This is a genomic window from Paenibacillus sp. SRL342, from assembly GCF_984798905.1.
This window is the reverse complement of sequence record NZ_OZ481790.1, coordinates 3,416,824-3,438,281: the sequence shown is the minus strand read 5'-3', so window position 1 is coordinate 3,438,281 and position 21,458 is coordinate 3,416,824. Positions and strand designations below refer to the sequence as shown.

The window sequence follows — 21,458 nt, the reverse complement described above, 5'->3', positions numbered from 1 at the left end:
ACATGAAAAGGACTAAAAATCTGTACTCGTATTACATGATATTTCCCGCACTGATTATCTACTCCATCTTTTTTGTTGTGCCTGCTCTCGCCGCTTTCTATTATTCATTCACGGATTGGCGGCTGGATCGGCTGGAGCTGAAGTTCATCGGGTGGGATAATTTCAAGAAAATTTTCTCAGACAAAACGCTTATTCTGGCGCTGAAAAACACGGCAATATTTGCAATCGTCACCGTCGTTGGCAAAAATGTCATCGGCCTATTGCTGGCCGTAGGACTTAACATGCGTTTAAGAACGAAGAACCTGCTGCGCGCCATCTTCTACTCCCCTTCCATACTCAGCATTCTTGTGATCAGCATTCTGTTCACTCCCATGTTGCGTACCGAAGGTACAATCAACAATTTGTTGGAATCTGTAGGATTACATTCGTTAAGCCAAGCTTGGCTTACCAACCCATCGATTGTGATCTGGACGATTGCCATCGTCTCGATCTGGCAGAGTGCCGGGTTCCAGATGGCCATCTATCTGGCGGGCCTGCAGTCCATTTCTCAAGAGTATTACGAGGCAGCCAAGATTGATGGCGCAAGTTCGTGGAGAAGTTTTTTCAAAATCACACTACCACTCTTGCTGCCCGCGATTAACATTAACCTGATGCTGACATTGATCGGTGGACTCAAAGTATTCTCCGAAGTATATGTCATGACCGGTGGTGGCCCGGGTAACGCTTCCCAGGTCGTAGGTACGATCATTCTGCGATCTTTCGGCGAAGGCAACTGGGGACTTGGTACGGCGGTCAACACCCTTCTCTTCGTGGTCGTTACCATTATCGCTATACCGCTACTGATCTTCATGCGGCGTAAGGAGGTTACGGAATAACATGGGCTATACACGCAAACTCGCCATCCGCAACTATATCGTGGAAGGTTTCCTGATTCTGGCCTCTCTTATCGTTCTGTTGCCACTTGTCATTCTGATCTTTGGTTCATTCAAAACCAGCGCCGAGGTGCTTAGCTTCTCCCTGAGTTTTCCGGAAACATGGCAGTTCTCGAACTATGTTCGTGTCTTCCAAGAAGGCGGACTGTCGCGAGCGTTCCTCAACAGCATTTTGATTACTGGCGTATCTTCCATCATTAATATCGTCGCTTCTTCGGCAGCGGCATTCATTCTGGCACGTCGGGAAACCAAACTATCCGGCACGATCTACATGTATTTTTTCATGGGACTGATTGCGCCAATGTCGATTATTACAACCATACGGGTTGTACAGGGATTGGGATTCTACGGCAGCATCACAAGTGTTATCCTGATCTACGCTGCGTTAAATACAGCGTTCAGTGTATTCTTGTATAGTGGATTCATCAAAACCATTCCACGAGCACTGGACGAAGTGGCATTTCTGGAAGGGGCAAGTGTGTTCGGGGTGTTCTTCCGCATCGTCACACCGCTCATTCTGCCCGTTAACGCAACGGTAGCCATCATGGTGTTCATGTCCGTCTGGAATGACATCACGATTCCTGTGTACTTCCTGACAGACAGTTCCACATGGACGATGCCACTGTCGATCTACAATTTCTACGGCAAATATAGCCGGGACTGGAACCTGATCTTCGCTAATCTCGTGCTTACTTCCCTGCCTGTATTCATCCTGTATCTATTCGGGCAAAAATATATTGTCAGCGGCCTTACTGCCGGTGCAGTTAAAGGTTAAACCTCATATTCTCACCGTTCTTGAAGGAATGGAATTAGAGAATTCATGACAGACTTAACCCCCACCAGATCTGGCGGGGGTTGTTTTATTTTTAGCGAGAAAATGCATCTACGCCTCTTTATTTTTGAAACAATTGCGGGTAAAGGGCAGCAACACCACCAGCAAGACCCTGTTGTACATTCCGACTGGTATCATCAGCAATAATTTCGTAGAGATCCGCTTCGATGGAATCTATTGCAATTTTGGCAATATCCGTTGGGCTCGTTTTCGGTGCGTCAATACCTGCTGTCATATCCGTATCCATGAACGCTACGTGTAATCCGGCAACGCTAACGTTCTTAGGGGCTAATTCGAGACGTAATGCATTCGTAATTCCCCACTGAGCGGATTTTGCAGCTGAATATGCACCTGAGTTACCAAGGCTGAGCCAAGATAGAGCAGACAGGATATTCAGTATCGAACCTCCCCCATTCTTCTCTATTACCGGTGCAAACGCACGAATCATTGAAAGCGTACCGAATACATGTGTATTGAATTCCAAGTGAATATCGTTCAACTCACCTGTGAGCAGAGAAGCACCCGTAGCGGAGCCAGCATTATTAATTAGAAGGGTTACATCACTAGCTACCTCAGCTGCAGCCATGACAGATTGAGGATCCGTAATATCGAGTTGCAGTGGAATAGCCCCCGGCAGATCAATGGATTCAGGGTTTCGCGCGCCAGCATACACTTTGGCTCCTCTCGCCAGCAGTTCAAGAGCAAGTTCCTTGCCCAAGCCTCGATTAGCCCCACTTACAATAGCAACTTGTTTGGAAATATTCATTTATTATTACTCCCTCTCATTGAGAATTTATATGTTTTCGAGCTGTTATGGGAATGATCATTCTCATAACTCCCAATATCAATCTATCACATTGGGAACGATCAGTAAAGAATAACTTTTATGATTCATGTCATTATAAGTCTTTATAAAAAGAAGATGCCGATAACCTTTGAAAAAAGGTTCCGAGCATCTTTCTTTGGTCCTTCATTTAAAATGGATTTACTTATGGATTACGATCTTACGTCATATAGATTCGCAGGTACTGCCTGCACAAATGGTGACCAGTCACCCACTGTGTATAGATGAAGTCGGTGCATGGCCCGTGTGCATGCCGTATACAGAAGCTTGCGATCATATTCCTGGCTGTAAGCGACGGGTGAAGCATCATAGACCAGGACAGCATCGAACTCAACGCCTTTGGCGAGATACACAGGAATAACCATGATTCCTTTTTCGAAAATCTGTGTGTCCTTTGTTATGAGCTGTAACCCTTCGCCGCCTTGACTTTGCAACCTTTCATAGGCGTCACGGCTTTCAGCCGCGGTCTTCGTAATCACAGCGATGGAATCAAACCCCTCAGCCTTAAGCGAGGCGATGTCTGCGAGAATCTGCGCACCACGCATCTTTTCGTCCTTCACTCTTGTTAAAAGAGGCTTCTCATCTCCCCTTTCAAACGGTCTGATCTCTTCCCCCCCTGGTAGCATGCATTTCGTGAATTCAACAATCTCTCTGGTTGAACGATAACTGCGTACCAGCCGGATCAATGTAGTTTCGCCTTCTCCGTAAAGGTGAACCAGTGGCGAGTTGGATGCTGCCAAATCCGTAGCCTGCATAAAAATCGCCTGCCCGAAATCCCCCAGCACCGTCATGCGGGCACGAGGAAACAGTTTCTTGAGATATTCGTATTGAAACGCTGAATAATCCTGGCCTTCATCGACAAAGACATAACGAATCTCTGTGTTCGTCCGGACGCCTTCGATCATCTCTTTTACATATAAATACGGAGTAGCATCTTCATGGAAAAGCTTGTTCTGAAGGATCATGGCCTTGGTCTGTTTACAAATCTCAGGCCAGTGCTGTGGGGGGATTGCCCCATTCGTTTGTTCCCGATAAGCGGCTTCATCTACAAATAGTTGTTCGTATATCCCTTTCACATCCACGAACTGGAATTTCCGCACACTCTTTCTTAACGGTTTAAACATGTCTTTCACCAGTTTCTGACGAAGCAACTCCTCTTCCCGCACTCCAAAGTTAAAGGCACCCTCATCTTGCTCTGCGCTGTTATTACCGTTATCTCGAGCTGCGTATTTTTCCGCCACATCGAACACAGGCTTTTCTTTGTGCAACATGCGGAAAGCTTCCACATACTCATCCGTGTCCAGATAATTCAATTCCTCCTGAACCCAGTCTGCTTCCCGTTCCAGACGTTCCAACGAAACGAGTTCTCTCAGCAACCATTCCTGCAAAAGAAGAATACGGTTAGACAAGGTAAGATTTTGATCCAAACTGTAAAATTGAGTCTTAATTTGGTCCGCAGTGATGAATTCACGTCCCCGAAATTGAATACCGTTAAACCGCATGCCCTCCCGCCCCAGCCACTTACCGTAGTTTTGGAGCACTTGCAGGAATGTCTCGGAAGCTTTGTACTTAATCGCCTCCAGACGAGCTTCATAACCCGGATCTTCTTGGGCTGTCAGCACATATTCAATCTGATCAAAGGCATCCTCTGGTCGTAAGGAGGAATCCAGCCAATAATTCAGATATTCCTGGAAAGTTGTCTGCTGCATGTTCTCTTCGCCAAGTTCCGGAAGCACGGTGGAAATATAACTGGTAAACATCGGATTCGGCGAGAAAAGTACAATTTGATCTGCTTTGACGGTCTGGCGGTGTTTATATAGTAAGTAGGCCACTCGCTGTAACGCAGCGGACGTCTTGCCACTCCCAGCTGCCCCTTGAACGATAAGCATTCGGCTTCGGTCATCACGGATAATGGCGTTTTGTTCCTTCTGGATTGTTGCTACAATGCTCTTCATTTGTGAGTCTGCACCCTTGGCGAGCACTTGCTGCAACAATTCGTCACCAATCGTCTCAGTTGAATCAAACATGCTATGAAGCTGCCCATGTTGAATCTGGAACTGACGCTTGAGCTCCATCTTTCCGTCGATTCGTCCTGAAGGTGTGTCATAACTTGCTGGCCCGGGAGAGTGATCATAGTACAGACTCGCAATTGGCGTACGCCAGTCATAGATTAGAAAGTTCAATCCATCTTCATCCATGAAGGATGATACACCGATGTAGATCTGTTCAGTCCATGTCATGCCTTTTTCCTTATAGTCGAAACGGCCAAAATACGGCGTTGGAAGCAGTCTCTTTGTATTTTTCCATTGTTGTGTTAACAGCTTGTGTCCACGCTCCCTCTCGGCCAACACTCTGGACTGCTGATTAATGGTATAAAATGCATCTTCAAAATCCGTGTACGAACCCGTATTAATTGTCACTTCTTCCCAGAACCGTTTACGAATTTCGGCAGCCTGTTCATGCAGTCCGGCAACCTTCGGTTCTAACTCGTCGAGTCGTGCCTGAAGTTTGTTCCTCACCTGTACTAATCTTTCCTCTTCCAACTTCCATTCGTTTGTTTTATCCATGAATGAGTTCACTCCATTTTCCATTTATTAGGACCAAAAAAAGAGCATTGACAAATCGGAATGTCGGATGTAAAATTAAATTAGGAGAAATAATGATTCATCCTTTATATTCAATAGAAATGTCAATTGCGCTATAGATTATATCATGGCTTTTTTTCACGTTCAATGCTTTTTTTCTGTTCTGTCTGAATTGAAAAATAATTCATATTAACTAGATGTCTCTTGAGCTACACTGGGGGCATCTTTTTTGTGTCCTGGGCATGGTTCATACCCTGAATGCGGTAAGCTATACACCCCTTTATAAATTCGATAAAATGAACGAAACATGAAGCATAAGTTGATGCATTTGGGAGGGATACATAAACATGAATATAGAACCTGTGGAGGACCGTTGTCCTGTTGAGTTTGCAGTCAATATGATTGGTGGGAAATGGAAGCTATTAATTATAAATCGGCTCATCCGCCATTCAACAATTCGATTCAATGAATTGCAGAAAATGCTTGACCCCATTACGCATCGCACGTTAACCAGGCAATTACGAGAACTTGAAGAAGCTGGTTTGATAAACCGTGTTACCCACCCTGTAGTTCCGCCTAAAGTCGAATATTCTCTTACAGAAAAAGGACAAAGCCTGACTTCGATCTTGTTCCAGCTAGGTGATTGGGGATCGAAACATATGTAAAACGCCTTCTCATAGTATCCCAAGGGATACTTTATATCATTAATGTGCGTACTTACGCTCCTATTCTAAATCCGTTATGCTGAGGTCAATGCTGAGTGTTAACTCATCCATTCCAATGACATATTGAAAGGAAGTTATTGACCACTATGACACAGAATGATCGATTTTTAGTATATGGAGCATCGGGCTCTCAAGGCGGCGCTGTCGCTCAAATACTCGTTCAACACGGTTGTGAGGTTCGCACGATTACTCGAAATGAGGCAACAGCCAAAACACTAAAGGAACAAAACATTGAAGCTTTCATCGGGGATCTATCAGATGTGGAACAGCTCCATGCGGCGCATCAAGGTATAAGTAAAGTATTCCTGAACCTCCCGGTGGAGTTCAATCCGGATAAGATCAGACAATATACCAAAAATGCAATTGATGCTGCTATACAGGCAAACGTTAAATTGATTGTAGTTAACACGGGCACCTATGTTCCTGACCCTATCACGCATTCCAAAGGAATTGAATTGAAACGTGAAGTTATCCATGAATTGCAGCAAAGTGGTCTTCCATATATCATTGTGGAACCCATTGTATATTTGGAAAACTTCCTGATTCCTGGAATACTGAACAATGGTGTTTTGGCCTACCCGGTACCAGCAGACAAGCCGATCTCCTGGATTAGCTTAAACGATGCAGCTCAATTCCACTATTATGCCTTGACTCATTCGGAATTGGCAGGAAGTATTATCCCAGCACCCGGATTAGAAGCCCTGACAGGTGCACAATTAGCGGAACAATTCAGTGCTGTATTAGGTGAAAAGATCAGCTTCATGTCTCTACCTTTTGATCATTTTGAAGCAGCGATTCAGCCTTTGTTGGGAAGTGAGACAGCAGCAGGTCTTAAAGGATTGTACCAATGGATTGATGGGCATACAGATCTTCTTCCACGATATGAAGAGTTGGAGGATAACATCAAAGCAAATCTTAAATTAACCAAAATTAGTGATTGGATTCATCAAACAATCATTAAACAATAGTTTTCCTTGGAAATCCCCTCTCGCTGCTATTCATGAACAAGCCCTTTGAATCTCCAACGAGAGAAACGAATTCAGATATTCTGATAGGATTAGGCAAAACTTTGATAGTAATGTGGTACAGGTTGTTCCATTTGTTATGACATAATAATGTGTAAATAGGTCACCTTACAGGTGGCAATAATAAACATTAGAAAGGATTTGAACATAACATGGAATATACGAAACTTGGTAACACAGGCTTGGACGTATCTCGATTTTGCCTCGGATGTATGGGATTTGGGGACGCCAGTAAATGGGTTCATGAATGGGTACTGAATGAAGAAAATTCTCGCCCGGTGATCAAAAAAGCGTTGGATCTAGGCATTAATTTCTTCGATACAGCGAATATATACTCTTTGGGTACAAGTGAGGAATATCTTGGTCGGGCGTTAAAGGATTACGCAAATCGGGATGAAGTTGTCATTGCTACCAAAGTACACGGACAAATGCATCAAGGACCCAACGGTTCTGGCCTTTCCAGAAAAGCCATCCTGAGTGAGATCGATAAAAGCCTGAAACGATTGGAAACGGATTATGTAGATCTTTATATCATTCATCGTTGGGACTACAATACGCCTATTGAAGAAACCATGGAAGCCTTACATGATGTGGTGAAGTCCGGTAAAGTGAGATATATTGGGGCCTCAGCCATGTTCGCTTGGCAGTTCCAAAAAGCATTACATGTAGCAGAGAAACATGGTTGGACCAAGTTTGTCTCCATGCAAAACCACTTGAACCTCATCTACCGTGAAGAGGAACGAGAAATGTTGCCTTTATGCAAGGAAGAGAAGATTGGTGTAACTCCCTACAGTCCTCTTGCTTCAGGCAGATTAACTCGTGACTGGTCCGTATCGACACTCCGATCCGAGACAGACAAAATTCAGAAATCCAAGTACAATGCGACAAGTGATGCGGATCGGCTTGTTGTTGAACGAGTTGCATCCATTGCAGAAAAATACGGTGTCCCTCGCACACACATTGCACTTTCGTGGTTGCTGCAAAAAGACACTGTAGCGGCTCCAATTATCGGTGCCACCAAAATATCGCATCTGGAAGATGCGGTAGGTGCTCTTTCTGTTAAGTTGACCTCAGAAGACGTCTCATTCCTTGAAGAGCCCTATGTACCTCACCCTGTAGTAGGTGCTCAATAATCCCTTTTGCTTAAAATATAGAAGACCTCCTCTTTCCGTATCTGGAAGTTGGGGGTCTTCTTTTTATATCGCGATTTATTTGCGCCAGAATGTTGAACATTCTGCCTTATCCGCTATATTAAACTCAATCATTCTTTCAAGTAACGAAAAATCAATCTCCTGTTTCCACTTCATTCGCACCAACTCTTTGGTGTGATCATACCCCGCCTGAGTGATCTCTTCCGAAAAACGATTAATTCCTGCCTTCTCGGGAGCAACAGCCAAATGTTGCTTGGATACACTAAAGCCAATGATGAAGGTCTCATGGTCGGTAAACATCGGTTGATTCCAGGCTATTTTTTGTTTTAAATTCGGGAATTTTTCAGTGACCCAGTTCAAAACTTCTTCCGTTCGTGCCTGGTGTTCCGGGTTATCGATGCGTGCTATAAATTCTGCAAAGGTCTCCATTGGTTCCCCCTAATATCATGAAATATACTATTTAATTTGCCCCATACATACTCATTCTATCATGAATATCAAATTCAATACCCCTTATCGGTTGTTTTAATGCAAAAAAATTTGTAACAACAAAGTTCTCTTTAATAGGCCGATATCTATGATCATAGAGTAGTCCTTACCCGCAAAGACTTTAGATGTTTTCCTTTATCCAAGAACGCAACTGATCAGCATAGAGAGCGCGTTCATCTGGATCGGACGGAGAACCATTTGACAGATACAGTTGATCATTCACGTATCTAGGGTAAACATGGAGATGATAATGCCATACGTCTTGATTGCCAGCAGGTTCATTATGTTGTCGTGTCGAAATCCCATCACATCCATATGTACTTTTCATTGCAAATGCTATAAGCTGAGCCGCGCGGTGAATTTCAACAGCGTAATCCGCAGGGAGTTCAAAAATATTCTCGAAATGTTCATTCGGAACAATAAGAACATGTCCTTTATTGTTTGGCCACCATTTGCCCGCTATAAATGCGGTTACCTTTTCATTCTGATAGATGATATCCCTTTGTTTTGTTCCCTGATCAGGTCGCTCGATACCCCAAATACGACAAAATGGACATTCATACCCTTCAGGCTGATGTGAAAATGATACCGTCATCTTTCTCCTTACACTCCTTTCATATTTTTCTAACTAGTTACTAGTTATTAGACGCCGTTACCTTCTGTTCGTTGCGATGAGATGGCGGGTTATAGAACGATCAGCAATTAACAAACTGAAAAGCAAAAAGCAGCTGACCTTGGCGGCAGCTGCTTTCTTCTATCTTTAACTATCACTATTGCAAAGTTCACACTTACATAGTGCTGATATCAATAACAAAGCGATATTTCACGTCGGAAGCCAGTACACGTTTATATGCTTCGTCAATCTGATCGGCGGAGATGACCTCAATGTTAGGTGCAATATCATGTTCTGCACAGAAATCAAGCATTTCCTGCGTCTCACGGATACCACCAATCATGGAACCTGCGAATGAACGGCGATGACCGATAAGAGAGAATACGTTTACGGCTAGTGGCTCAGCAGGAGCACCCACGTTCACGAGTGTACCATCCAGTGTGAGCAGTGAGAAATAAGCGTTAATGTCAATATTCGCACTTACCGTGTTAATCATCAGATCAAATGTGCCTGCAAGTTTCTCGAATGTTTCCGGTTCGCTTGTGGCAAAGTAGTGATCTGCACCAAATTGCAGTCCATCTTCTTTTTTGCTCAAGGATTGGGAGAGAACCGTTACTTCGGCACCCATCGCATGTGCAATTTTGACAGCCATATGACCAAGACCACCCATACCTACAACGGCAACTTTCTTACCTGGGCCAGCTCCCCAGTGATGCAGTGGTGAATATGTCGTAATACCGGCACAGAGCAAAGGTGCAGCAGCATCAAGTCCAATGTTATCAGGGATGCGAACAATGAAATCCTCTACGACAACAATGTGAGTGGAATATCCACCCTGCGTAGGCTCACCGTATTTGTCTACCCCAGCGTACGTGGGAATATTTCCTTTAAGACAGTATTGCTCTTCACCTTTGCGGCAGTTATCACATTCACCACAAGAGTCAACCATACATCCAACCCCTACTCGGTCACCGACCTTGTATTTGGAGACTCCGGTTCCTACATCGGTCACAATTCCGGCAATTTCGTGTCCAGGAACGAGTGGATAATTCACAGGGCCCCATTCACCGTGGGCAGTATGGATGTCAGAATGGCAGATACCTGCATATTTAATCTCGATTAATACATCATTGGTATCCAGATCACGTCGTTTAATTTCAGCACTTCTGAATTGTTGATCTGGTCCGTCAACGGCTCTGGCTTTAGCTATAATCAATGGGATAACCTCCTAGTAATTTAAAGTTCAAAATAATCTTACCCCCTCTAGTTAACTCTAGGTCAAATGTTTATCTTATTTTTTTATCTCGAACTTACTTTGACATCCAGTAATCCAACATGTTAGAATTCACTCGGATCAATCCTAGAGTTAACTCGAAGTCTACCCCTAATAGAAAGGAATTCATTCTAAATGACCTATTCAATCGGTGAAGTTGCCAGAAAATTAGACCTTACGGTATATACATTGCGTTATTACGACAAGGAAGGACTCATGCCTTTTGTAGAACGAACCACAAGCGGAACACGCTTGTTCAAAGACTCCGACATTGACTTTCTAAAGATCATCCAATGTCTGAAGCTGACCGGCATGCCTATTAAAGACATTAAGGACTTTATTGAATGGTGCTCTGAAGGGGACTCCTCGCTGAAGCAAAGATATGACATGTTTACGGAGCGAAAAGCTATAGTGGAAGCACAAATGGAGGAACTAAGAAGAACCATGGAAGTCATTGAGCACAAACGCTCCTACTACGAAACAGCTTTGGAGGCTGGAACCGAAGAGATTCACAAAATTAAACCGATGGAAAATGCCATCATCAATTGATGGTTCATGCTTTCTATTTTCTAAAATTAGCGCACAAAAAAAGTAGCTTGAAGTCCTCTAACGGATTTCAAGCTACTTTTTTGGGTATGTCTCTACTCATCATTTTTCCAAAAGTTTCATCGTTACATGGATAATCCGGTTTAATTTTTCCTTATCCGTCGAGGTTCTTGCCATGGCTCTGATGCCGACAGAAATATTGTGTAGGTACTCTGCCATTTCCTTCGCATCATGATCAGAAGAGAATTCTCCCTCCCGCTGCCCCCATTGAATAATCTGCTCGAACATACGCTCAGCTTCATTAAACGATTCAAGAGATCGGTTGTCCACTTCCTGATCACGTGCGCCCAGCTCCACAGCCGAGTTCACAATCAAGCAACCCGATGGTGTCTCCTCTGCTTCACTGATCATAACATCGAAAATTTTATGCAGTGCTTCCACTGCCGTCTTGGATGCCTTGATTTCTGCAAGTAATGTGGTACTGACCTTTCCTCTGTAACGATCCATTGCCTGCAAAAACAGCGAATGTTTATCGTCAAATGTATCATATATACTTCTGCGATGAATTCCCATATGCTCAACCAGATCACTCATCGACGTCTTCTCGTAACCTTGTTCCCAGAAGATCTTCATTGCTTTATCCAATACTTCGTTCACTTCAAACTCTTTACTTCTAGCCATTCAACTTCCCTCCCAAAATCAATCTAACACATCGGGAACGATCAGTAAATAAAAGATGCAGATACCCTTTTCATTCTCTTCTGATCATGTATTAGCTGAACCATAAGTGTATATCTTCTGTACTTGTTGTATATCATGACCTGTGTACTTGTGAATATGCAACCAGCAATCAGAATGTCTTATCCATTCACATCAAATGTTTGCCTATTCCTATCCGTTTCTTACCGCCTTCGGTCAATATACGATAGAATGTGATTATTATGTTGTGAGGGAAAAAGGAGAACTTTGCATGTCTGATCAAATACACGAACAACAGAACGAATTAGCCACACTCATTGACCGTCATTCTGACAAGGATGGGGTGCACCTGACGGCGATCCCTTCATTATTTCTAATCCGTGAATCGGTCGTTACTGAACCTATATTTAGGGTGAATGAACCATCCTTCTGCATTATCGTTCAGGGTGAGAAAGAGGTCCTGCTGGGACAGGATCGTTTCCGGTATGGTCCAGGAAGTTATATCGTGGCAACCGTTGACTTGCCGGTTAGTGGACAAGTGATTCAAGCCTCGTCTGAGGCTCCCTATCTGGCCCTGAAACTTGAATTCACATCCAGTGAGATTCTCGAGGTATTGAACCATTCCGATTTTCCAGCAAGACCGCGGAAAACAACGAGGCGTGCGATGTTTGTCAGCCAAGCTGAGCCTTCTCTGCTGGATGCGGTTGTCAGGTTAGCCCGTTTGTTAGAAGATCATTCGGAAGATATCCCACTACTCGCTCCTTTGTTCAAAAAGGAAATTCTCTATAAAGTGCTGAAAGGTCCTCATGGGATTGCTCTGGAACAAGCTACCATGGAGGGCAGCCATACCTATCGCATCAGAGACGTTATTGAATATATTATGAATCATTCTGATCAGAATTTTCGGGTTGAGGAATTGGCGGATTTGGCAAATATGAGCACTGCCTCACTGCACAGACATTTTAAAGAAGTGACTGCCATGAGCCCGATTCAGTTTCAAAAACAACTTAGGCTGCAAGAAGCTCGCCGCTTGTTATTATCCAAGTCCACCGATGCAGCAGATGTAGCATTTCGGGTAGGTTATGAGAGCCCTTCCCAATTCAGTCGTGAATACTCTCGCATGTTCGGATTCCCACCCAGAGAAGACATTAAACGCCTGCGAGGTAAAACCGATGAGACGACTACTTGACTGGTTACTGGCTAGTATCGTTCCCTTACCTCTAGTTTAATCCCAAAAAGGACTCCTTCTGTTTTGTCAGTCGGAGTCCTTCCCTATATGCAAGGATTAATGAAGATCATTAAATCGTTAACATGAAGTCTTTAATACATTAAAAACCATTCGTATATTGTTTTGGAACGTCCGTTGTCTTGCGCAAAGCAGAAGCTGCTTCCAAAGCCCAGTAAGGATTTCTTAACAGCCCTCTGCCAACTGCAACGAGATCAGCTTCTTCATTGCCGATAACTGCATTCGCCAATTTCGGGTCGTCCAGTCTTCCAACAGCAATCACGGGTACATCAAGAGCTTCTTTGATTGCTTTAGCGAGAGGTACTTGATAAGCTGCGTGAGTTCCTGGTCTGCCCGATGCACCAATAGGTCCCTCGCCACCAGATGAGATGTCAAATACGTCAACGCCTGCCTCTTTATAAGCTTTGGCAAACTCGGAACTTTCGTTAATGCCATAGCCACCTTCGACATATTCTTTGGCTGAAATACGCATCATCAGGGGCATGTCTTTTGGTATCTCTGCCTTTGCAGCCTGAATGATCTCCCGTCCAAATAACGTTAAATCTTGACCATATTCATCTTCTCGCTTGTTTGATAGTGGAGAATGGAACTGATGAATCAAATATCCATGCGCGCCATGAAGCTCAATCGCATCAAAACCAGCTTTCACAGCACGGGCTACTGCACTACGGAATTTCTCAACCATTCCTTTTACTTCATCCGTTGTGAGCGCTCTTGGCTGCTTGGAATTCTCATCAAAGGCGATCGCCGATGGAGCTACTGGAACCTCGGCATCTTCTGCTTTGCGGCCCGCATGAGCGATCTGGATAGCGACCTTGGCACCATAACTGTGACACGCATCTACGATTCGTTTCAGAGCCGGGATCTGTTCATCTGACCATAACCCAAGATCATAATCTGAGATCCGGCCATCCGGCTCCACATCTGTCATTTCAATGATAATGAGACCTGTTCCTCCCACGGCACGACTAACGTAGTGCATATAATGCCAATCTGTTGCAATACCATCTTTTTGCTCAACTGAATATTGACACATTGGTGCCATTACGACACGGTTTTTAAGCTCCAGGCTTTTAAAAGAATATGGACTAAACAAATCTGTCATCAAAATAAAACTCCCCTTTTCATGAATCATGTATAATAAAAATGCATGCGCAAGCATCAAAAAAGTGCCTTCGCTAAATAATTCCTTATGATTAAGAACTCGCATGTATCTTTTAGTTCATTTACTTCATCACATAAAGACATTCAAACCCATGCTTTCGCAAAATACGTATAGCCTTTTTGGATTGAAGCATACCAGGTGACATTATAATTACGTTATCTTCTCGAAGAAGGTATTTTTCCCAGGTGAAAGCAAGGCGCCCCAATGAGATATTAATCGTATCCGGAGTAGGATTAGCCATATAATCCGTCGCATCTCGAATATCGATCACTTTATATTGCCGAAAATCACGCTCTTGTCTGAGAAATACTTGATAATCTATATATTCAAGATTGCGCAGTGGCCAAAATTGACGTACAACAATGAAGATACCTAAAATGAAGGTCAAAAGCATCAACATAATCATTGTATAGCCCTCTCTTAACTCATCTGATATCGTCGAAAATTTTGTTTTGGATCAGAGCCCACTCAATGCCTCAGATATTGTATCCTCACCAGCGATTAGATCAAATGAACACCTGTAGGTATTCTTCTCACTCAAACTGGCCAAAATCACATGAGCTACATCTTCACGAGTGATGTTACCGGATGTAATATTCTCAGCAGCAGAAACTTTACCTGTTCCCGGCTCATTCATTAGAATCCCTGGACGTATAATGGTATAAGTTAACCCACTGCTCTCTAACAATTTATCAGCATAGTGTTTCGCTACATAATATGGAAGGATGTTATCATGCCAGTTCTCACGATTATTGGCTTGGATCGCACTCACCATGATAAATCGATCAATACCCGCTTTTTGAGCCGCTTCAATGGTTTTCCCGGCACCATCCAGATCAATCAGGAGTGTTTTATCATATCCCGTTGTACCGCCAGAACCAGCTGCAAATACGATCGCATCACAACCCGTTGCAGCAGCTACAAGTGAGTCAACCGTACCTTCCAAGTCGGCAAGCACCGTTTCCACACCCTGTGCTGCAAATGAATCTGCCTGCTCTTGTTTTCGTACCATAGCAAGAACAGTGTGCTCTTCACTATTCTTCAAAAGATGAATAAGCTGTTGACCAATCTGTCCATTTGATCCTACGACGAATACCTTCATGTTCAATACCTCCTTAATAAATGAATCACCGCATCCATATTTAATTCATGCGCATGCATTTAATTTAAAGGATATATTAAGGAGTGTCAAGTCTTCTTATAGGGTAAATGACTACATTACCCTATATTCACCCTGGCCTTAGAACAATTCTTTAGTGAGATTCTCTAATCGAGTCTCAAATCCATCCTGTTCCAATTCAGTTTGCAAGACCTGATTAAACGTTTGAAGTGCTTTCTTGTATTTATTCTCTCCAAGCTCCGTAATACGAGTGTAAATGCCACGCCGGTCATCTTCACATGCATGTCTTTCCAGCGCCCCACAGTCTTTGGCTTCCATCCTAACGACGAGCCTGGAAGTAGCACTTTGGCTCAACCCCACCAGTTCTTGAAGCTGTTGTAGGCGTAATTCCTTACCCTCCGCATTATATATGAAATTTAACACATAAAATTCCTTCAAAGATAAGTCATATTGTTGAAGCAGAGCTTGTTCCAGCTTCTCGTTCAGATGGGTATGAATGTTAGAGAAAGCCAACCAAACATCCAAACGTTCACTCTTTTGCTGCAATCTAGATCACCCCGCTTGATATTTAATGTCCACCAGCTGTTATCCTATTGTATCAAGCTTAATTACATTGGTCAAAAACCATCCAAGATCAACGTATATAACATTCTAAGCTCATAAGAAGAGCATTTCCCCGTCTTGTAACGACGTTTGGAAATGCTCCAGTATTACCGTTTATGCAGTCTAATCTTACTTCGCGGTAAGCAGGCTATCGGAAATAAATTGCAGCTGACCTTCCAACGTTAACGGATCGTTGTACGAGTCTGAAGTCGGGTCAAGCTGGAACACATGATTTGCCTTCACCGCAGGCAAGTTCTTCCATAATGTATTATCATATACGATCTTGGGATCAGTCGTATCTCCCGACCACGGGCTGGTGAAGATGATATCACCTGCATACTCCGGCAATAGTTCCATGGAAATTGAAGCCCATCCGGTCCCGCTATCAATTGCTTCAGCTTGAGCCTTGGCTGGTGCCTTGAGACCAAACTCCCCGTAAATAATTTCACCGCCTCGACCATAGTTATGACCAAATACAAATAATCCTTTGGCGTACGGATTCAGTATGGACACGGTGCGATCGCCTACAGTTTCCTGAACCTTGGGCTTCAATTCGTTGATCTTCGCTTCCCAGTTAGCATTCCAGGCTATTGCGGCGTCTTCTCTATTGGTGAGCTTACCCATTTCAAGCATTAGATCCTTGAAATCACGCTTTCCAAATGTAATCTGTACGACAGGTGCAATCTGCTCCAGCTTGTCGATGCCTTCTGTTCCAGTGTACACAATAAATAAGTCAGGTTTTAAACTGATTAGTTTCTCTGGTGTAGGCTCTTCACCCAGATCACTGGTACCCGCTGCTGCAAGTTGATCCTTGATATATTTGTTGTTCATCGCTCCTGATAAAGCGCCGACTACCGGTGCATCAAGGGCTACAAAGTAGCCTGTCGAAAATGAGGTCAAATCAATAATGCGCTTAGGATTCTTCGGTACCTGTACTTCGCCTGCATCCGATTGATATGTAACCAGCTCCTCTTCAGTAGTGGCACTGGTTTCAGCGGAAGAAGCTGCATTCGAGTCCGTCTTGGTTTCTGTATCCGCAGCTGCATTGGTGCTGCCCGCGGTTGTACTATTGGTCTTGGCAGATTGTCCACATGCACTCAGTATTAGTAGCAAGATGAGTGACATCATGAACCATATTGGTGTTCTCTGTTTCAGCAAAATAAACCCACCTCTTCATTGATATTGATAATCGTTATCAACGATAACATGCTCTGAATGTTTTTACAAGACAAGTTTATTTCACTCACTCTATGAATTCTAACTTGCAAGTCACCACGTTAAACAGCTATCATCAATAGAGTAAATAATAATACAAATAAAGGAACACATTGGAAAGCCAATGAAACGTATTCAAGGAGGAAAACATGGAAGAGATTATATTGTGGTTAAAGTATTTGTTTTTAGGTATTGTTCAAGGTGCGACAGAACCAATCCCCGTCTCCTCAAGCGGTCACCTGATCATCGCTCAGAGACTTATGGGCATGAAGCAGAATGGATTGTCATTTGAGATTTTAACGAACACGGCATCACTTATCGCTATTATTTTTATATACCGGGAAGATATCAAAAAGTTGATCATTGGTGCACTAGGTTACCTGCGTACTCGTAAAGAAGAATATCGAGCAGACTTCATGTTTTGCTTATACATAATTATTGGTACGATCCCTGCTGCTGTCGTTGCAGTCCTGTTCAAGGACCGGATTGAAGAAATTTTCTCGTCCGTATATACCGTTTCCATCGCGCTATTGATCACCGGGGTTGCCTTATGGCTGATTCGTAATCTCCGTGGTCGCAAGCAAGACGGTGATCTGTCTACAAAAGATGCATTGTTGGTAGGTCTGGCTCAGGCGGTCGCTCTTATTCCGGGCATTAGCCGCTCAGGTGCAACTGTAATTGCGTCCATCGCTGTTGGCATGAAACAGGAAACAGCTTTGAAGTTCTCCTTCATGTTGTACATTCCCATAAGTATTGGCGGACTCATTATGGGGGTATCCGACATCGCCAATGATCCGAATCGATCACAGCTGGCTATCCCTTATCTGATCGCATTCATCACGACGCTTTTCGTCACGTATTTCTCCATGAGATGGTTTATGGGCATTATGGCCAAAGGCAACCTGAAATACTTTTCGTATTACTGTTTTGCCGCAGGTACTTTGTTGCTGATTTTCTTATAAAAAAAGTCCACACACCAAAAGGAACAACCAGCGATGGTTGTTCCTTTGTTGTATAGTGGCAGAGCCATAATGACCTATAGCAGGAGCTAAACGGTCAGGCGCGTAGCCTTGTTGCTTCTGTTAACCAGCTCTGTAGCCGCGAACATAACACTGAACAGAATCAGCAGGATCAGGGGTACCATTGACATTCCCCATTGGCTGGCTATAAGTCCCATACCTAACGGGATGAGTGTTGAACCTGTATAGGCACTGGCCATTTCAAGTCCAATTACACTTGGGGATGCCTTCTCACCGAAGCGTTCCGGTGTCGCATGAACAATACTCGGATAGATCGGTGCTCCGCCCAATCCCACGATAAATAAAGCCCCTGCAGCAATCCAGTAAGGAATCGGCATAACCAGGATAACCAATCCGAAGCATCCAACGATTCCACCATATCTGATGAGATTTTTGCTGGATACATGAGTCGAAAGAAAGCCTGAGATTACACGTCCCAAGATAATGCCAATGAAAAATAGGGAGGATAGTGCTGCGGCAGTACCTGGAGAAACTCCTTTGCTAACAATGAAGAAAGTAGCCATCCACAGACCGGCAGCAGTTTCGGAACCATTGTAACAGAGCATCGCAAGCATCGACATTTTCACGCCGGGGATACGTATGGCCTCACGGTTGCTCACGCGTTTCTTCTCATCACCTGAACCCTCTACTCTTCCCTTCTCAAAAATCCTCCATAGAGACAAAGTTGATAATAAGACCACCACGATCCCAAGCAAAATCAACCCCACAGTTACGTATCCTGCACGCCAGTTGTTTGCTTGATTCAGCCAATATGCCATAACGAGTGGGCCTGTCACTGCGCCAATTCCCCAGAAACAATGCAACCAGTTCATATGCTTGGCCTTGAAATGCAATGCTACATAATTACTTAGTGCCGCATCCACCGAACCTGCACCCAGACCGAGAGGGATCGCCAGAATCAGTAAAAACACAAAATTCTCAGAGAATGAGAATCCCAACAGCGCGATCGTTGTTGAGAGTATACTGAACAATGTGACTTTACCCGTTCCGAACCGGTGTAACAATCGGCTGGCAGACAGACTTGACACTACTGTACTAAATGAAATGATTAGAGATATATAACCAGCCATTTCTGTTGTCGCATGTATATCGTGTTTCATAACGGACCAGGCACTGCCAAGTAAAGCATCAGGTAATCCCAGCCCTATAAATGCGAGATAAATAATGATTAACAATAACGTGACCATCTGGGTGTAGTCTCCTCAGTTTGTTTGAATTCTGATTTGCATTGAACCACCCATATAATAATATTGATATTTGTATTGATGATCTTCCTTAATATTGACTTAATATATCAGTATCCTGATATATTCTGGCGACTTATAACCTATATCACTGGTTCAAAATAGGAATTTCTCCAAGCAAATGCTTCAAGTTAATGGCATCCCACGGCATATGCTCAGTTATTCCTAATCCAACTACATCTGTTTCTTCAGACAGTTCTTTGATCAGATGAAGCAAGTGAGGGATTTGCATGGTTCCCGCTGGTGAAAACACATAAGGTTCCCCTGGTTTGGCGAATAACAATGAACGGAACATGTTGGGATCAAGCACATCCAGATCAAGGTGAATTGCCAGATGTTTGAACCCAGTCTCTTTAATCCACTTCTTAATCGAATCCATGTCATGGGTTAATTCTTCAGTTCCAGCCGTTCGGATACCCAATCTTTGAATCACTTCGGTTTCCTGTTCCGTGGGGGTTGTCAACCCGGCCATGAAGACATGTTCAGGCTTCAAAGGGACTCTCACATGTTTGGCAAACTCCGGGTCTCCTTCCCCAAGAAGGTTCCCGAGCGGTAAAGTATGACCGTTGTCATAGCCTTCGTATCTAACCAAATCACCGTGAGCATCAATCCATATCAAACCCAGTTCTCCGCCATATCGTTCATTTAAATAAGCAAACGGGGCTTGTTCAACCAAACAGTCACCACCAAACATGACAATGCGATCAGGCTGGTGAGCTTGAATAATATGCTGGGCAGCCAGCAATTGCTGAAGCAGCTGTGTTCTGCTTTTAATTCCGTTCTCGCTTACCAGAGGTGTTCCATCATATGCTTCGACAGGGACATGAATGAGAGTTTGATTACTGTCAGGTGCGAGCCAAGCAAGCAGTTCCGCTCCAAAAGAGTAGTTCGGATTATCTCCACCTTGCCATTGTGGCATAAGCAGACGTATTGTTTTTTGAGTCATCGTAAATCTCCTTTACTTCAAAGTAAGGTTAGTATAAACTGAGCCCAAACAAATAAATAGTACGGTCTAATATGATAGGTACTACCCGAAAGGATAGTGTAAATGATGAGTATGGCTGAATATCACGGTAAAGTGAAAAACATTCAAGATACCCCTTTTGGATACACGTTGTCAGTCATTGGTGGCAAATGGAAAATGGTGATTATGTATCTCCTGGCAGAAAACCAGCCCGTCCGCTTTAATGAACTGAAAAGACAGATTGGCGCCATCACGTATAAAACGCTGAGTTCACAGCTCAAAGAATTGGAAGCAGATGGTATGGTCGAACGAAAAGAGTATCCCCAAGTCCCTCCTAAAGTCGAGTATCGTCTGACGGCCAAAGCTGAAACGTTATTGCCCGTTTTGGAAGGCCTATGTGAATGGGGTGTCCAACATCAAGAACCTTCGATCAATAATAGCGCAACGGATTGAACGCTTTTGTCTATATACTCAGATGAGATAATTTGACTAAATGGAGTATGTTAAAACGCAAAAAGTCGCCAATCGGCGACTTTTTTACTTTTATCTTGTGTTCCTCTGTCCGTTCAGCACAATAAAAGCTGTGATTCGTAGAATTATACTTTTTCGTGTACCAGATCTTTCTGATATGCCAACACTCTGTCCCAATTTCCGCTGAAAACAGGAATTCGATAATACCCTACACGCTCATACAGCGCTGCAGCTTCTGGTTGCAAGGGACCTGTTTGCAGTTTCAGATTGGTATAACCAAGTTCGTTCGCAAGACGCTCTGCCTCGGCCAATATAGCTTGGGCAATCCCCTTACGGCGGTAACCACTGCGTGTATACATGCGTTTAACTTCTACAGATGTTTCATCAAGGGGTCTAAGTGCTCCGCAACCAACCGGATACCCGTCGATCCTGGCAACGATAAAAGCCGCACGTGGCACCTCAACGTCTGACAGTTGAAATCTTGCAGTTCCATCACCGCCATATAACAACCCGAGTTCTTCACTCAGTTCCTTGATCAGTAACAGCGAATCTTCGCTTCGAATATCTTCAGCTGCTGCATGCACGATATGTGTCATCCCACATACCCCCTTTATCTTATTGGACTTATTGGTTTAAATGATATATCTAAATTATCATTCCCAACAGCAAGCGTCAA

General features: G+C 43.7%; 23 protein-coding genes. 9 read left to right on the top strand and 14 right to left on the bottom strand.

What is annotated here, in order from left to right; all coding sequences use genetic code 11:
* Positions 1-2: 2 nt before the first annotated feature.
* Positions 3-875 carry a carbohydrate ABC transporter permease gene (locus tag AC4E8D_RS15155; protein WP_036616033.1) on the top strand — a complete coding sequence of 291 codons (873 nt, stop codon included), beginning with the start codon at positions 3-5 and terminating at the stop codon, positions 873-875.
* Between the two features lies 1 nt (position 876).
* Positions 877-1,707, top strand: coding sequence for a carbohydrate ABC transporter permease (locus tag AC4E8D_RS15150; RefSeq protein ID WP_221819375.1), 831 nt, complete (start codon positions 877-879; stop codon positions 1,705-1,707).
* 118 nt (positions 1,708-1,825) lie between these two features.
* Here the strand turns inward: AC4E8D_RS15150 and AC4E8D_RS15145 are convergent, their stop codons facing one another.
* The gene (locus AC4E8D_RS15145) at positions 1,826-2,530 is read right to left on the bottom strand and encodes an SDR family oxidoreductase (RefSeq protein WP_221819376.1); all 705 of its coding nucleotides are present in this window, start codon (positions 2,528-2,530) and stop codon (positions 1,826-1,828) included.
* Positions 2,531-2,760: 230 nt separating this feature from the next.
* The gene (helD, locus tag AC4E8D_RS15140; protein ID WP_490206432.1) at positions 2,761-5,175 is read right to left on the bottom strand and encodes an RNA polymerase recycling motor HelD; all 2,415 of its coding nucleotides are present in this window, start codon (positions 5,173-5,175) and stop codon (positions 2,761-2,763) included.
* 365 nt (positions 5,176-5,540) lie between these two features.
* Between helD and AC4E8D_RS15135 the strand changes: the two genes are divergently transcribed.
* The 3 genes from AC4E8D_RS15135 (at position 5,541) to AC4E8D_RS15125 (ending at position 8,076) form a co-directional block, all read left to right on the top strand.
* Positions 5,541-5,858, top strand: coding sequence for a winged helix-turn-helix transcriptional regulator (locus tag AC4E8D_RS15135; protein ID WP_017688544.1), 318 nt, complete (start codon positions 5,541-5,543; stop codon positions 5,856-5,858).
* Between the two features lie 146 nt (positions 5,859-6,004).
* The gene (locus AC4E8D_RS15130; protein ID WP_339185021.1) at positions 6,005-6,886 is read left to right on the top strand and encodes an SDR family oxidoreductase; all 882 of its coding nucleotides are present in this window, start codon (positions 6,005-6,007) and stop codon (positions 6,884-6,886) included.
* 209 nt (positions 6,887-7,095) lie between these two features.
* Positions 7,096-8,076 (top strand): aldo/keto reductase, encoded by a 981-nt coding sequence (locus AC4E8D_RS15125; protein WP_221819379.1) that lies wholly within the window; start codon positions 7,096-7,098, stop codon positions 8,074-8,076.
* A gap of 75 nt (positions 8,077-8,151) precedes the next feature.
* Here the strand turns inward: AC4E8D_RS15125 and AC4E8D_RS15120 are convergent, their stop codons facing one another.
* The 3 genes from AC4E8D_RS15120 to AC4E8D_RS15110 all read right to left on the bottom strand — a co-directional run bounded on the left by AC4E8D_RS15120 (position 8,152) and on the right by AC4E8D_RS15110 (position 10,412).
* Positions 8,152-8,523, bottom strand: coding sequence for an iron chaperone (locus tag AC4E8D_RS15120; protein ID WP_047842909.1), 372 nt, complete (start codon positions 8,521-8,523; stop codon positions 8,152-8,154).
* A gap of 181 nt (positions 8,524-8,704) precedes the next feature.
* Positions 8,705-9,178: an HIT family protein gene (locus AC4E8D_RS15115; RefSeq protein WP_339185017.1), complete on the bottom strand. Its 474-nt coding sequence runs from the start codon at positions 9,176-9,178 to the stop codon at positions 8,705-8,707.
* Between the two features lie 193 nt (positions 9,179-9,371).
* Positions 9,372-10,412 carry an NAD(P)-dependent alcohol dehydrogenase gene (locus AC4E8D_RS15110; RefSeq protein WP_339185015.1) on the bottom strand — a complete coding sequence of 347 codons (1,041 nt, stop codon included), beginning with the start codon at positions 10,410-10,412 and terminating at the stop codon, positions 9,372-9,374.
* 192 nt (positions 10,413-10,604) lie between these two features.
* Between AC4E8D_RS15110 and AC4E8D_RS15105 the strand changes: the two genes are divergently transcribed.
* Complete coding sequence (locus AC4E8D_RS15105; protein WP_339185013.1) at positions 10,605-11,018, top strand: MerR family transcriptional regulator; 414 nt, start codon at positions 10,605-10,607, stop codon at positions 11,016-11,018.
* Positions 11,019-11,117: 99 nt separating this feature from the next.
* Here the strand turns inward: AC4E8D_RS15105 and AC4E8D_RS15100 are convergent, their stop codons facing one another.
* A complete protein-coding gene (locus tag AC4E8D_RS15100) occupies positions 11,118-11,696 on the bottom strand; it encodes a TetR/AcrR family transcriptional regulator (RefSeq protein WP_339185011.1) in 579 nt (192 codons plus the stop codon).
* Between the two features lie 289 nt (positions 11,697-11,985).
* Here AC4E8D_RS15100 and AC4E8D_RS15095 point away from each other — a divergent pair, with 289 nt between their 5' ends.
* Positions 11,986-12,903, top strand: a complete 918-nt coding sequence (locus AC4E8D_RS15095) for an AraC family transcriptional regulator (protein WP_221819386.1) — start codon at positions 11,986-11,988, stop codon at positions 12,901-12,903.
* Positions 12,904-13,042: 139 nt separating this feature from the next.
* Here AC4E8D_RS15095 and AC4E8D_RS15090 read toward each other — a convergent pair whose 3' ends face one another.
* The 5 genes from AC4E8D_RS15090 to AC4E8D_RS15070 all read right to left on the bottom strand — a co-directional run bounded on the left by AC4E8D_RS15090 (position 13,043) and on the right by AC4E8D_RS15070 (position 17,006).
* Positions 13,043-14,065, bottom strand: coding sequence for an NADH:flavin oxidoreductase/NADH oxidase (locus AC4E8D_RS15090; RefSeq protein ID WP_339185009.1), 1,023 nt, complete (start codon positions 14,063-14,065; stop codon positions 13,043-13,045).
* Between the two features lie 121 nt (positions 14,066-14,186).
* The gene (locus AC4E8D_RS15085; protein WP_145317423.1) at positions 14,187-14,531 is read right to left on the bottom strand and encodes a rhodanese-like domain-containing protein; all 345 of its coding nucleotides are present in this window, start codon (positions 14,529-14,531) and stop codon (positions 14,187-14,189) included.
* 51 nt (positions 14,532-14,582) lie between these two features.
* Positions 14,583-15,227: an SDR family oxidoreductase gene (locus tag AC4E8D_RS15080; protein WP_221819388.1), complete on the bottom strand. Its 645-nt coding sequence runs from the start codon at positions 15,225-15,227 to the stop codon at positions 14,583-14,585.
* 138 nt (positions 15,228-15,365) lie between these two features.
* On the bottom strand, positions 15,366-15,791 hold the full coding sequence (locus AC4E8D_RS15075; RefSeq protein ID WP_237175444.1) for a MarR family winged helix-turn-helix transcriptional regulator: 426 nt from the start codon (positions 15,789-15,791) through the stop codon (positions 15,366-15,368).
* Positions 15,792-15,977: 186 nt separating this feature from the next.
* Entirely contained in the window at positions 15,978-17,006 is a 1,029-nt protein-coding gene (locus tag AC4E8D_RS15070; protein WP_339185004.1) for an ABC transporter substrate-binding protein, read from the bottom strand.
* Positions 17,007-17,212: 206 nt separating this feature from the next.
* On the opposite strand from AC4E8D_RS15070, the gene AC4E8D_RS15065 reads away from it, so the two are divergent.
* Complete coding sequence (locus AC4E8D_RS15065) at positions 17,213-18,025, top strand: undecaprenyl-diphosphate phosphatase (protein WP_221819389.1); 813 nt, start codon at positions 17,213-17,215, stop codon at positions 18,023-18,025.
* 86 nt (positions 18,026-18,111) lie between these two features.
* Here AC4E8D_RS15065 and AC4E8D_RS15060 read toward each other — a convergent pair whose 3' ends face one another.
* Together AC4E8D_RS15060 and AC4E8D_RS15055 are read right to left on the bottom strand one after the other, a co-directional pair.
* Positions 18,112-19,290: an MFS transporter gene (locus AC4E8D_RS15060; protein WP_339185001.1), complete on the bottom strand. Its 1,179-nt coding sequence runs from the start codon at positions 19,288-19,290 to the stop codon at positions 18,112-18,114.
* Positions 19,291-19,435: 145 nt separating this feature from the next.
* On the bottom strand, positions 19,436-20,293 hold the full coding sequence (locus AC4E8D_RS15055) for an arginase family protein (protein WP_490206431.1): 858 nt from the start codon (positions 20,291-20,293) through the stop codon (positions 19,436-19,438).
* A gap of 105 nt (positions 20,294-20,398) precedes the next feature.
* Here AC4E8D_RS15055 and AC4E8D_RS15050 point away from each other — a divergent pair, with 105 nt between their 5' ends.
* A complete protein-coding gene (locus tag AC4E8D_RS15050; RefSeq protein ID WP_339184997.1) occupies positions 20,399-20,764 on the top strand; it encodes a winged helix-turn-helix transcriptional regulator in 366 nt (121 codons plus the stop codon).
* Positions 20,765-20,907: 143 nt separating this feature from the next.
* Here the strand turns inward: AC4E8D_RS15050 and AC4E8D_RS15045 are convergent, their stop codons facing one another.
* Positions 20,908-21,378 carry a GNAT family N-acetyltransferase gene (locus AC4E8D_RS15045; protein ID WP_339184994.1) on the bottom strand — a complete coding sequence of 157 codons (471 nt, stop codon included), beginning with the start codon at positions 21,376-21,378 and terminating at the stop codon, positions 20,908-20,910.
* Between the last annotated feature and the right edge of the window lie 80 nt (positions 21,379-21,458).